The sequence below is a fragment of the Microcystis sp. LE18-22.4A genome (genome assembly GCF_027531105.1).
Classification (GTDB): domain Bacteria; phylum Cyanobacteriota; class Cyanobacteriia; order Cyanobacteriales; family Microcystaceae; genus Microcystis; species Microcystis aeruginosa.
Window position 1 is genome coordinate 1 of record NZ_JAPZRB010000334.1, and the last position, 13020, is coordinate 13020.

General features: G+C 42.4%; 9 protein-coding genes and 1 pseudogene. 3 read left to right on the forward strand and 7 right to left on the reverse strand.

The annotated features are described in order from the left end of the window. Window positions 1-240 precede the first annotated feature (240 nt). From hemW to O9295_RS14680, 4 genes are all read right to left on the reverse strand, one after another. Window positions 241-1413 (reverse strand): radical SAM family heme chaperone HemW, encoded by a 1173-nt coding sequence (hemW, locus tag O9295_RS14665; RefSeq protein WP_288033513.1) that lies wholly within the window; start codon window positions 1411-1413, stop codon window positions 241-243. Between the two features lie 148 nt (window positions 1414-1561). Beyond that, window positions 1562-2191: a PEP-CTERM sorting domain-containing protein gene (locus O9295_RS14670; protein WP_288033515.1), complete on the reverse strand. Its 630-nt coding sequence runs from the start codon at window positions 2189-2191 to the stop codon at window positions 1562-1564. After that, a complete protein-coding gene (locus tag O9295_RS14675; protein ID WP_288033517.1) occupies window positions 2188-5988 on the reverse strand; it encodes a Calx-beta domain-containing protein in 3801 nt (1266 codons plus the stop codon). The genes O9295_RS14670 and O9295_RS14675 overlap by 4 nt, the downstream gene beginning before the upstream one ends. Before the next feature lie 483 nt (window positions 5989-6471). After that, on the reverse strand, window positions 6472-6759 hold the full coding sequence (locus O9295_RS14680) for a radical SAM protein (RefSeq protein WP_353851866.1): 288 nt from the start codon (window positions 6757-6759) through the stop codon (window positions 6472-6474). An 869-nt stretch (window positions 6760-7628) separates the two neighbouring features. On the opposite strand from O9295_RS14680, the gene hemJ reads away from it, so the two are divergent. From hemJ to nusB, 3 genes are all read left to right on the forward strand, one after another. Next, window positions 7629-8216: a protoporphyrinogen oxidase HemJ gene (gene hemJ, locus O9295_RS14685; RefSeq protein WP_079207816.1), complete on the forward strand. Its 588-nt coding sequence runs from the start codon at window positions 7629-7631 to the stop codon at window positions 8214-8216. 446 nt (window positions 8217-8662) lie between these two features. Further along, window positions 8663-10126 carry a DNA phosphorothioation system restriction enzyme gene (locus O9295_RS14690; protein WP_190723442.1) on the forward strand — a complete coding sequence of 488 codons (1464 nt, stop codon included), beginning with the start codon at window positions 8663-8665 and terminating at the stop codon, window positions 10124-10126. A 155-nt stretch (window positions 10127-10281) separates the two neighbouring features. Continuing rightward, entirely contained in the window at window positions 10282-10935 is a 654-nt protein-coding gene (gene nusB, locus O9295_RS14695; protein WP_002796775.1) for a transcription antitermination factor NusB, read from the forward strand. A gap of 18 nt (window positions 10936-10953) precedes the next feature. On the opposite strand, the gene O9295_RS14700 is transcribed toward nusB, so the two are convergent. From O9295_RS14700 to O9295_RS14710, 3 genes and pseudogenes are all read right to left on the reverse strand, one after another. Next, a complete protein-coding gene (locus O9295_RS14700; RefSeq protein WP_288033520.1) occupies window positions 10954-11427 on the reverse strand; it encodes a CYTH domain-containing protein in 474 nt (157 codons plus the stop codon). Between the two features lie 21 nt (window positions 11428-11448). After that, the gene (gloA, locus tag O9295_RS14705) at window positions 11449-11859 is read right to left on the reverse strand and encodes a lactoylglutathione lyase (RefSeq protein WP_190723447.1); all 411 of its coding nucleotides are present in this window, start codon (window positions 11857-11859) and stop codon (window positions 11449-11451) included. A gap of 106 nt (window positions 11860-11965) precedes the next feature. Further along, window positions 11966-12953 (reverse strand): annotated as a pseudogene (locus O9295_RS14710) (IS30 family transposase). Window positions 12954-13020 lie beyond the last annotated feature (67 nt).

Sequence of the window (13020 nt, forward strand, 5' to 3'; positions counted from 1 at the left end):
TAGGGCTTGCTGAATAAATCTAAAAACCTTGTTGGATAAGGCTTTTGACCTGTTAAAATCCGATGTTCATGCTGCGAAAATCGGATTGGGACTCTCAAAAACCTTGCATTATCCTTCTTGTAGTACATAAATTGGTACGAAAAGAGAGGGCAACAAAGCCTGAAACTCCCGACGACCGGCTACTGACGACCGGCTACTGACTCCTTAACCCCACCAACAAACTTTTTCAGCAGACCCTGACTATTGCCAGCGATCGAATAAATCGGTTAAAACTAGATTAGAAAACAAAAAACCTTCGGGGTCGCTTAATCTGACCCTGCTATCCCCCTCAATTATTACTAAATTACGCTGTTTATGCGGCTCTAAGACCTCTAAAATTGCTTTTTTGATTTCCGAACCAAAATTAGCTTCAATGGCGGGTAAACTCACCCCTGACCCTAACCTTAACCCTAGCATTAAGGTTTCGAGAAGATCATCGATAAAACTATTTTTATCCACGTCAATCTGACAGCCTTCTTTTACCCAAGCGAAATAGTCGCGACTTTTGCGCGGACGGGTAAAACGTTGTTGATGAAGATAACTAGCAGCCCCCATACCAAAGCCGTAATAGGGACGATTTTCCCAGTACACTCGATTATGTCGGCATTGATAACCCGGTTTGGCATAGTTAGAAATCTCGTAATGTTGATAACCGGCTAAAGTTAGTTTTTCACCGGCTAAAACATACATTTTTGCGGTGGTTTCATCATCGGGTAAGGGTTTTTTCCCCGGTTGATACTGTTTACCGAAAGGAGTAACCGCTTCTAAGACCAAATCGTAACAGGAAAGATGGGCCGGTTGCAGTTCGATCGCTTTTTCTAGGGAATTTTCCCAATCTGTCAGGGTTTGTTGTGGCAATCCTGAAATCAAATCCAAACTATAGTTAACTATTCCCAATCCCTGAATTAATTCCACTGCCTGATAGATATCCTTAACAGTATGCGATCGACCAGAAACCTGTAATAATGGTTCTTGAAAAGCCTGTACTCCTAAACTAACCCGATTGACTCCCGCGCTAAGATAACCCTGTAATTGTTCTAAACTAAAGGTAGCCGGATCGATCTCCATAGAAATCTCTATATCGGCGGCAAAATCAAACTTTTTGGCTAAAGTATCCAGAATTGCTCCTAATAATTCCACAGGTAACAGGGAAGGAGTCCCCCCCCCAAAAAAAATTGTTTCTAGGGGTTTCCCCGTCCCCTGACTAAGGCTAATTTCTTCTTGTAATATTTCCACATACTCCACCACAGGGGGAAAAGTCGCCGGATTGGTGCGATTACCAAGGACAAAAATCGGGAAATCGCAGTAAAAACAGCGCCGACGACAGAAGGGAATATGAATATAAACCGAGGTTACGGGGTCAAAATAGGACATTAAAGCGCAGGGAATAGAACTGGACGTTGACCTACTTCAGGGTGATGGTCTGCATGACTAATCTCCATTGTCAACCGCGTCCCCTGCGAAAGCGGTGTAATTATTACCAGAGTTCGCAGTGAGGACGATCTAGATACGGTTTTCGGTTCTACTGTTTTCTCAAGTACCTAGCTCCTAAGCCAACAACCGCTAACAAACCCACAATTGATGAGGGTTCGGGAACCGTGGGAACAGCGAATACCGTAAATACGGGTGGCCCGTCACTGTTCGTGTCAGTAGCCGCACGAAAACCGAAGACATCCCCGATATTGACATTAAGGGATACGGGTGCGGCACTGAAGTCCCCGTCTTGAGTCGCTAGGGGAGTATAGGTCCCGTTGAGAAGATAACCCGCCGAGTCAAATCCAGGAGTATCTAGGGTAAAGTAGCTCCAGTTAAAGAGAATATTACCAGCCCTAGAAGCGTTGATGGGGATAGTCCAATCGGTTGTACCGGCTGAATTGCTCCCGTTATTGCCACCAGTTAGGACAACCGTACCAGTAGCGGCATTGGTGGTGTCCACTGACCCATCGGCATTGGTATTGGTTAATGTCCAATTACTCGGGGCGAAAGGACCGGTAAAGCTAAAGGCGATGGCTTTGTTCGGAAGTGTGGACAATATCCCCAGAGTAATGGACGTGGCTAGGCCGAGGCTCAGGACGGGATGATAGTTCGCGGGTTGACTTTTATCTCGCATATTCCAAAGAGGTTGTTTATTGGGAATGCGATCTCTTCTCAACCAAGAGCGTCGAAGAAATAGTTATTGGAGACCAATAATCCTGTGGATAAGGTTCCGACCATTCCTGTCACTTCAATGAAAAGATCGCTTGCCGCATTATAGCCGGAAATATTGTCATTGACCGCGAGATAACTGCGACGGGTTGTAGTAGTGGCACCAAAGCTAAAGAAGACCGCCTGATTTACCCCTAACGTTTGCATTCCGGGGGTGTTGGGATCGGCATCGGCGTAGGCGAGGTTTGCCGCTTCGGTTAGATTGGCGGCGCTGATAATCCCCGCGTTGAAGGTAGCGTCTGGAGTCGTGACTAGGTAGATGCGATCGCCTTCATCGGGGTTAAAACTCCGCAGGCGATCGGGATTGGCAAACAGGGAGTCGGTAAAGTTCTGGTAAACAAAGGTATCGGCCCCTGTGCCACCAGTAAGGACATCTTTGCCGGGGCCACCGTTCAGGATATCTTTACCCGCACCGCCATTTAGGTTGTCATCGCCTTCCCGCCCGTTGATAATGTCATTATCGTCACCCCCGGCAAAAACATCATTACCGCTAGTACCGACAAAAGTGGGCAGTGCATTTACATCATCATTTAGGATCGTGACATTACCTCGATCGGTTCCGAGAATCGCTCCGTTTGGGTTAGTGAGGTTAACCGAGAAACTTTCATCGAATTCGAGACCCGTATCCCCCACAATCGGGATATCTAGGGTTAGGGCCGTAGTACCGGGATGGAAAGTTAAAGTACCATTGGTGGCGGTATAGTCGGAACCAGCGATCGCTGGATGATTTCCCGTACCATCTTGGGTAGCGTAATCTACGGTTACGATGCGCGTGCTAGGAATCGAAAGATTGACTGTTAGACGCACCGCGTGACTATCACTATTTTCTTCGGCAACAGAGGAGCTTGTGATACTGAATCTCGGTGAGAACTGGTTAGCTGCACCGTCGAGGAAGCCTTGATCTTGGGTAATCACAGAGTCTAAGGCAACAGCATCCAAGGCCTCATCCGGGATACCTACTCGAATGGCGGCATCGATAGCGGCTTGAACTTGATCGGGGGGTAAATCGTCTAGGGTGATTCGAGGGGGAGAAGGAGCGTCAGGCGAGGGGGTATCGAACAGGGATTCGCTCTGACGCACCCGCCAGCTATCAGCCCATACTCCGTGCAATTGCTCCCAACTGGGATCAGCTGGTAATAAAGTCCCATCCCGCAGAGCGAAGTCATTAGAGCGATTACCATCTCCATTCCCCAGAAATCCTTGCATCAGACCTACTCGTTCGTAGGAAGGAAGAACAGTTATGTTGATATGATTGCCATTGTCCCAAGCGATAAGTCTATCATCGTCAGCCGTATAGAGCCTCCTGTCTGCTCCAGCATAAATTAAGGTATAGACATTATCTTGTCGCTGGATTAGAGAGTTACCAACCGTGAGGAATTGGCCCCTGGTTAATGTCATTTTAGCCCCGTCAATTTTGAGTTTTTTGTCTGGCTCAAAATCTTGATCGAATATAATTTTGTAACCTTCGGTTTGTGTTGAAAAAGCGGTGTTTACAGAAACTCTAGAATCGTAGATCCAAGGTTCTTGACGAGTTTGAATTTGCCAACCATCAACAGTGGATTTAACGAGAATAAAGTCGCCTACGGATTGCTGATGAAACCAAGAATCAACGCCAAGTTTTTGATCGACTCGGCGATCAAAATTGAGAAAATGTACATCTCCCCAAGCATCACCTATAAGGCTCCGAATGGGTATTATTTCCTCATAAGATAAACCCCCCCGATCTGTGGTTCTGACTCGAATACTATAGTTAAATTCACCTGCTGTATTCAAGATACTATTAGTTTGGAGTTGACCACAAACAATCTTAAATAGATTGTTATTAGTATCACCCAGACCAGAAACTAGGCTATAAGTGAAAGTATCCCCTGTATTGGGATCTGTGCTACTAAAGTTACCTAATGCTGTCCCAATGGGGAGTTGTCCAGAAGCAGGTTTTTTGTCCAGGACAATATTGGTAGGAGCTTGGTTAACATCCCCGTTGTCTGTAATGTTTCCTGTTCCTCGTGTATCAAGCAAAACAGCATTAGTTGGATTCGTGAGGTTAACAAAGAAATATTCGTTAGGTTCAACTGCTGTATCCCCGCGAATTGGCACAGTAATTGTTTTTTGGATTTCGTTGGTGGCAAAAGTTAAAGTACCTGTGATAGCTTGATAATCCTCTTTGTCTCCTGCGGTTGCCGTACCGTTAGCCGTTGCATAATTAACTGTGATGGGTTGAGTAGCAATGCCACTTCTCGTTACGGTAAAGGTGACATTCGTTGTCCCGCTATCACCTTCTGTAGCGCTAACATTATTAATAGATAGAGCAGGAGCATTGTTACTAATTACCTGAAAAGAATCTTGAAACAGTAGACTATTATTATGTAGAACATCAACTCTCCAACGACCTAAATCTGGATTAGCCGGCAAAGTAATACCCCAAATCTGCCAACCATAGTTAATTGGACCATTAGATTGCCGATGGCCATACAGTATTCCATTGGGTCTGTAAAATCTGAAATCCAGAACCTCATTTTGAGCAATACCATGGAAAAGAGTCCATTCAAACACATTTTGATTAGGAACTTGTCTAAAAATACTCTGATCTTCTGGGCGATCTCGTAGTCCCACTCCTGATGGCGCATGATTAGAAATGCCATAATCTAAATATCCTGGTACATCGCCTGCATATTGTGGAGGAGGAGACTTCCACCATTTATTGACATCATCAAAAGTATCTATAACTTGTCCATTTTGATACACCGAAAAATGCAGGTGTGCATCAGAGGAACTGCCTGAACTACCTACCTCACCAATCTTTTGTCCAGCAACAACTGTATCGCCAACTGATACTGATATTGAGTTCTTTCTAAAATGATAATAGTTGGTGATGATACCCTGACCATGATCAATAGTGACATAATTGGGATAATTAGTGTCTCTAGGATTTTCTGGCGTATGACGATCAAACTCACCGTCATGGACACAGATTACCTTTCCTGCCGCTGCCGCATATACTGGTATTCCCCGTTCCATAGCGACAAAGTTCGCTAAGGTATAATCAATAGCATCGTGACCATTATAAGTATAAGCACCTCCCCGATAATCCCGTATTCCAGAACTTGGATCTTTATCAACATAGTTAACAATTGTCCAGTCTACATATGGTGTTCCTCCCATTGGGTTGATAAATAGACCTGTACCGTTTTGCTCAATCTGAATAACCTGTCCATCTATTAAAACAGTTGCCGTATCATCCTTAGTTTTCAAGGCACTTAACTGAGATTCAGCCAGCGTTTCCCCCCGCACCAAAGCCGAGAAAATTGCCCCCTCATCCCCAGATGTATCAGTTAAATTGATTCTAGAATCAACCCAATGACCGATTTCTTCTAATAAAACCTGAGTAATTGCTTCTGGATTTGATTGATTTTCCGCAATAAATTCTTGGGAAATATAAATTCGATCGGTATCTTTAGAAAAGGCTCCCCATGCACCATTAATCTCCTCGGATGAACGAATTTCAATTTCAGGTAAACTACCAAAATCGCCCCTTGCCCATGCCTCAGAAAGACTACGGGCAATATCAGGATTAAAATTTTCTCCAAAAGCTAACTGTAAATCGGCCATGAAATCAGGCTGTATCGCCCAATTACTCAGTTGTTCTCGCACTCTTAGCAAAGCCGTTGAGAGCGGATCGAACGATAAATTATTGCTTAAATCATCCGATAAACTATAAACAGGAAACAAAGAGATAGTATTCATAATTTCCCCCGTCTTTCTTCTCGAAAAAAATACCGATAGCGGTTTTCCCGTGAACGAGGTGTCTATAAAAGGTCAAAAAATCCCCCCGATGAGAATCGGGTTGTCCCCATTCTTATTGGCAACCACTATTCCTAAGTGACTGCGGAAGCTCAAAAACACCTCAACCGCAATCCCACCCCACAAGGAAGGCTCTAGAAAACCCCACTGCCCGTGACTAGCATCATCGAGCTTTCGCCTATCTATTCTCTCACCATAAAACTCTCATCTACCGATGGCTTAACCGTGACTCGATCCACCATCTCGAATTTATCGTAGAATCGCCCTCAGTAGGCAGACCTGAGGGAGGTCAACGGGACACAAAGGGTTAGAAGTCAGAAATCAAAAGGGTTTCAAGATGTCCGACATTCCACACTCGATCGCGTTTGACACTCGATCGCATCGACCTACCTATGTACAATTTCATTGTAATGAGCCAATGAGTAATTATACTGCATTGTTTACAAAAATTCTTATCAGGAAAATCAAGAAGGATGCCCTCGGTAACAGGGAAGGAGTCCCCCCCCCAAAAAAAATTGTTTCTAGGGGTTTCCCCGTCCCCTGACTAAGGCTAATTTCTTCTTGTAATATTTCCACATACTCCACCACAGGGGGAAAAGTCGCCGGGTTGGTGCGATTACCAAGGACAAAAATCGGGAAATCACAGTAAAAACAGCGCCGACGACAGAAGGGAATATGAATATAAACCGAGGTTACGGGGTGAAAATAGGGCATTACAGCAGTTATCAGTGAACAGTAATCAGTAATCAGTGAACTCATAAGCTGTTCGTAATTTAAATTGCTTGTTGAGACGAGGCAAGAGGCACTCTTGCAAAAGGCAACAGTAAAGGGATTGGGGGAGATTCGGCTAATCTAAGAATAAGCGATTTAAATACGTCTTAGCTTACAGCCCTTCCCGTCAAGGTGAGGTACAGACTAACCCTTGCTAATCAAGTATTTTAGATGCAAGAACGAACCTCATCTATCTGAGAAACGCTGTAACTCGTATCTGATCACTACTCGCAGCTAGAAATCCGCTAGACCCTATCATACTTTGTGCTTTTTGTCAAAAAAACTTTTTTTTTGCAATAAAACTACACAAAAAAAAGATCATCGTTGTGGGTGAAATTGACTCATTTACCTGTCTTAATTAGGATGACCTTCTAGGTGTGGTAAGGGTTTCAACCGTTGCTGCCCAAAAAAGTACAAAATAACCCATTATGAAATTCTATCAAATCGCTGTAACTATCATAACATCGTTGTTAAATAAAAATCTTTCTCAATTAATTCTTAAGAATTTGTAAATATTGCGGAATGTTAATTTAAATATTCTCAAGTTTTTGGAGTCAATGAATAATTTTTGCTTATCTTTGTCCAACATTGGGTTAGGAGTCAGGAGTCAGGAGATAGGGTGATAGGGATTTAGGGGTTTAGGGAAATTTCAGCCAAATGCTCTCCACTACCCCACTACCCCACTACCCAATTCATAATTCCCACTCTCGCCAACCCCTATTTTCCGTCTAAACTTTTGTATAGGGATAGTCTGGGAAAGTATGGATAACTCTTAGACTAAGTAATTCGGGACTCACATCACAATATAGACTATGGCTTACTATTGGTTTAAAGCATTTCACCTGATTGGGGTAGTTGTTTGGTTTGCGGGACTATTTTATTTGGTACGTTTGTTTGTCTATCACGCGGAGGCAGCAACAGAAACGGAACCCGCACAAGCTATTCTGAAAGCACAATACGAGATCATGGAGAAGCGACTCTACAATATCATTACCACACCGGGGATGATTGTCACCGTGGCCATGGCGATCGGTTTAATCTCCACAGAACCGGAAATTTTAAAATCGGGATGGTTACATATTAAATTATCCTTTGTGGCTCTTTTACTGCTCTATCATTTCTACTGTGGTCGCATCATGAAAAAGCTAGAAAAAGGGGAATGTAATTGGACGGGACAGCAATTTCGGGCATTAAATGAAGCACCAACCCTGTTATTGGTAGTTATTGTCCTTTTGGCAGTATTTAAGAATCAATTACCCCTCGATTTGACCACTTGGTTAATTGTAGCTTTAGTGGTATTAATGGCGGTGACAATCCAACTTTATGCTAAAAAACGTCGCAAAGATCAAGAAAAACTTCGGCAAAATACTCCCCAAAAAGAAGAAGTAGCGACCAGGTAAATTATCTCAATCATTCCCTAGGTTTCTAGGATAACAGTTAAGAGTGGTTTGACAGCTGTGGGATGGTCTTTTTAGTCCATCCCAATTGTATAGGTAGCAACGTTTAGCTTTTAGCTTTTTGGCTTTTTGCTATTTTTGAGCTTATACAAAAACTATTTTTAATAGTGTGATGAACTTCCAAGCTATGGATTGTTTCTCCCTACTCCGGCGCTCCGCTGCTCCCCTATATAGTCATTTCAATTAAGATTGAGAAGATCAATCCCAGAGTTCCTAAGGACTTTGTCGGTCTAGACTGTATCAGACTTATCTGAAATGACTATACCTTTTAAACAGGATTTAGTATAAACCTCTTGCGAACAGCAAACCCTAAATAAAAACAATCTCCTGACGACCGAATCCTGACGACCGAATCCTAACAACAATTTTTGATTTTTACAAGAGGTCCTATGAATAGTTGCTGGATAGATTGGGAAAAAATAACTAGAGATTTTATCAGTTCCCGCAAGCTCAGACAAGTTGCTGAATTGCGAGGATTCTATCGAGTTAATCCCTCTGGTATTCCTAGAATTCCCCCCGATTTAGAATTGAGAGACTACCAAAATACAGCGATTATCAGTTGGTTTCGTAATCGGGGACGGGGAACTTTAAAAATGGCCACCGGCAGCGGTAAAACTATTACTGCTTTAGCTATTGCCATGGAACTTTACCAAGCGATAGAACTGCAAGTATTATTAGTAATTTGCCCCTATCGTCACCTAGTCAATCAATGGCAACGAGAAGCGGAAAAATTTAATCTTAAACCGATTTTAGCCTACGAAAGTGTCCATACATGGCAAAGTCAACTAGCCACAGAGTTATATAATGTGCAAGCGGGTAATCAAAAATTTGTCACTATTTTAACTACTAACTCAACTTTTATTAGCGAGGGTTTTCAATCACAAATAAAATTTTTTCCCGATAAAACTTTAATCGTTGGTGATGAAGCACATAATTTAGGTTCCCCCCGATTAGAAGAATTATTACCCCGTTCTTTAGGTCTAAGATTGGCTTTATCCGCTACTCCTGAAAGATATTTTGATGAGGAAGGAACTGACGCTATTCTTGATTATTTTGGACAAATTCTACAACCAGAATTTACCTTAGCTGATGCTATTAGTAAAGGAGCTTTAGTCAATTATTTTTATTATCCAGTCTTGGTTGAGTTAACCGACGGTGAGGCTTTATTATACGCAAAATTAACCCAAAGAATCGGCTGGACTTTGCAGAAAAATAGTAATTTCAATGCTAATGAAAACCTCACCGCTTTGTTAATGCAAAGGTCACGATTAGTTGGTTCAGCAAGTAATAAATTACAGGCTTTACAACAACTGATGCAAGAGCGTTTAGATACGGATCATACTTTATTTTACTGTGGGGATGGTTATGTGGAAAATTATACTGCTAATTATCGTCGTCAAGTAGAGGCAGTTACTCATTTATTGGGCAATCAATTAGGTTATCGAGTTGCCACCTACACCGCAGAAACTTCCCTAGAAGAACGAGAAAAAATTCGCCAACAATTTGAGGAGGGTTATCTACAAGGATTAGTGGCAATTAGATGTTTAGATGAGGGAGTAGATCTGCCATCAATTCAAAACGCAGTCATTCTGGCTAGTAGTGGTAATCCTCGACAATTTATTCAGCGTCGCGGGCGAATATTGCGACCCCATCCCGATAAAAAACAGGCCACTTTATTTGATATGATTGTTATGCCACCGACCTTAGATCGAGAAACTTGGGAAGTAGAAAGGAATTTATTACGCAAGGAATTAAAACGCTTTCTAGAGTTTGCCCAATTAGCTATTAATGCTCAAGAAGCTGAGACTAAATTAGGGGAGATTCAAGATAGATATTGTCTTTTGTCTAATTAAAACCTGAAAAATTAAATCTTGGCAGCTTTTATGCTAGAATAGAAGTTAGTCAAGAATTGATCTGAAAGTCAAGATTGATCGCCGAGAAAAATTAACCCAACCGAATAGCGATCAATAAAGTTGTCTAATTTTCTTTCCTCTACTTCTAAACTTCTATGTCTCCCCGTCAACAACCCCGCCGCATTGCTCGAGAACTTGCCCTTTTGAGTTTAAGTCAGATTAAAGGCAATCCTGAAAACCTAGAACAGCAAACTTTAAACGATTTAATTTTAGTCGCGGTTAGAACCTTAACCCTGGAAATTCAAGAAACCTTAGAAACTGCCGCCGCCGAAATTAGTCGTGGTAATGAACGGATTCTCGCTAGTGATACTAAGGCGACAAATCTAAAAAGCGCCCAAACCATGGTAAAAGAAGCGATTTCTCTTACTCACAATGCCATTAATCGTTTAGGAACCGTGATAGATTTTCCCGAAATTGTCCAGTTATCTAGTCAGTACGAAGTGCGGGAATATGCCCTAGAATTAATCGGTACAGTCTATCGTCGTCGTGCGGAAATCGAACAGGAATTAACCGGTGCTTTAGTGGATTGGCAACTACATCGTTTACCAAGAATCGATCGGGATATCCTCCAAATTGCCGTGGCAGAAATGCTCTATCTCGATCTACCTCAAAAAGTAGCGATTAATGAAGCAATCGAATTAGCAAAACGTTATTCTGATGATGAAGGTTATCGCTTTATTAATGGCGTTCTCCGACGGGTAACGAATAAGCTAAACGAATCAGAAAAAGCCGTATCCACCCAGAGTTAACCACGAAAGAAATTAATACTACAATGACCACATTTTATAGGGATATTCCTGTAAATTGATATTGTAGTATCGCTCATCTCCCGTGACTTCTTCGCCGATCCAATCAGGAATAGTAATGACTTGATCCTCTTGTTCTAACTCAATTTCAGCCATAATCAAACCTTGATTATCCCCTAAAAATTCATCAACTTCCCAAGTTAAATTATCCTGAGAAATGCGATGACGAATCTTTTCAATTAAAGGTTTCTTACAGAGGTTTTCTAACATGAGCGCCGCATCTTCTAGGGGAATTGCATACTCGAATTCCAGCCGACTAATGCCCTCAGTCTTGCCTTTAATGGTTAAATAACCCCGATCTCCAACTACACGAACCCGCACGGTTGTCAATCCATCTTGGGTAGGAATATATCCCTGACGATACAACTTGCCGGCAGCAAGCGATCGCCAAGAACCCCCTTTAACCAGAAACTTCCGTTCAATTTCAACAGACATAAGCTTTTGATGGCAATAAATTTAAGCCGTAGCCACGGCAGTACCTTGGGTTCCTAGTTGAATTAACTCGATCTTGTAACCATTAGGATCTTCCACGAAAGCAATCACCGTAGAACCGTGTTTCATCGGGCCCGGTTCCCGGGTGACATTGCCACCAAGAACTTTAATTTTCTCACAGGTGCTATAGATATCATCCACGCCCAGGGCAATATGACCGTAAGCATTACCGACTTCATAGCGATCAACTCCCCAATTATAGGTCAGTTCGATGACAGCATGATTAGCTTCATCGCCATAACCGACGAAAGCGAGGGTAAATTGACCATTGGGATAGTCTTTCTGGCGCAGTAACTTCATTCCTAGCACATCGCAGTAAAATTGTAGAGATTCCTGCAAGTTATTGACCCGGAGCATGGTGTGTAAGAGACGCATGATTATTTTTAGATGATATCGATCGAAAAATTACCTAAAATGTCGGATGAATGCCCCCGCTAAATTTTTCGACAAGACATCAACCTTTGCGGGGGATGAGGCCAATTCAAGTCTGAATTGCATCACTATCTGATCTACCTTCATAGAATACCTCATTCGGGGTACGATAGTCAAGACATTTTCGAGGACGATTGTTAATCAAGTTTACGGCTCTTTCCACCTGCTCTGGCTTAACAATTTTGAAATTCGTTCCCTTGGGAAAAAATTGTCTTAACAGTCCCTTGGTATGCTCGTTTAATCCCCTCTCCCAAGAATGATAAGGAGTAGCAAAATAAAAATCTGCTCCTAGTTTCTGACTCAACTCTTGATGTCCACAAAATTCTTTGCCGTTGTCACAAGTAAAGGTTTTTCTTTGGTCAGGGTGAATCTCTTGGAAAAGTTTTTCTGTGACTCTATTGATTTCCGATGCGGTTTTGTTTTTGGCTAATCCTGCTACTAAAAATTTCGAGGCTTTGTCCATATATGTAACGAGAACTCCCAGATGATTGCCTCCAATCATTGTGTCACTTTCCCAATGACCGATTTCGGTTTTCTGGTCAGCAATTGCTGGTCACTCGCTGATATCTACACGCACTGGAATCCCTCCAAGCTTACTTTTTGCTCCATTTTGACTCTTTCTTTTTCCTCGTCCTTGACGTAGGCATTCTTGATATTTTCCACAGTCAAGGGTAGTTTTGATAGATCATTTGATAGATGGTTTCATGACTGAGAGATTCTTGACCAGCTTTTTTCAGACGACCTGCTATTTGTTCGGGACTATGATAATCTTTCAATCCTTTTTTCACCAACTCTAAGGCCGACTCGCTGACATTTTTCAAGGGTTGTTTGGCATTTTTTCGGTGCGTCTCGCTTTCAGCTTGTGCTGTGTCAGGTAGATAGCAGCCGAGGGAACTTTGATTCCTTCTTAATTCTCGTGATATCGTGCTTTGATGACATCCGAGCCAGACGGCCATTTGCCGTTGAGATAAATTTCCCTCCTGACTAAGTTGGTAGAGCAAGTTTCTTTGTTCTATGTTAAGATGTTTTCGGCTCATTTTTGGGTCTGATTTGTTTTTGTTAATGATCAGACAGTACCTGATGAGCCTTTCTTTGTCAACTCTT

What these genes read in the sequence shown, in the direction of transcription:
- hemW (WP_288033513.1), bottom strand. Translation starts at nt 1,413, where the DNA reads ATGTCCTATTTTGACCCCGTAACCTCGGTTTATATTCATATTCCCTTC.
- O9295_RS14675 (WP_288033517.1), bottom strand. Translation starts at nt 5,988, where the DNA reads ATGAATACTATCTCTTTGTTTCCTGTTTATAGTTTATCGGATGATTTA.
- O9295_RS14680 (WP_353851866.1), bottom strand. Translation starts at nt 6,759, where the DNA reads ATGCCCTATTTTCACCCCGTAACCTCGGTTTATATTCATATTCCCTTC.
- hemJ (WP_079207816.1), top strand. Translation starts at nt 7,629, where the DNA reads ATGGCTTACTATTGGTTTAAAGCATTTCACCTGATTGGGGTAGTTGTT.
- O9295_RS14690 (WP_190723442.1), top strand. Translation starts at nt 8,663, where the DNA reads ATGAATAGTTGCTGGATAGATTGGGAAAAAATAACTAGAGATTTTATC.
- nusB (WP_002796775.1), top strand. Translation starts at nt 10,282, where the DNA reads ATGTCTCCCCGTCAACAACCCCGCCGCATTGCTCGAGAACTTGCCCTT.
- O9295_RS14700 (WP_288033520.1), bottom strand. Translation starts at nt 11,427, where the DNA reads ATGTCTGTTGAAATTGAACGGAAGTTTCTGGTTAAAGGGGGTTCTTGG.
- gloA (WP_190723447.1), bottom strand. Translation starts at nt 11,859, where the DNA reads ATGCGTCTCTTACACACCATGCTCCGGGTCAATAACTTGCAGGAATCT.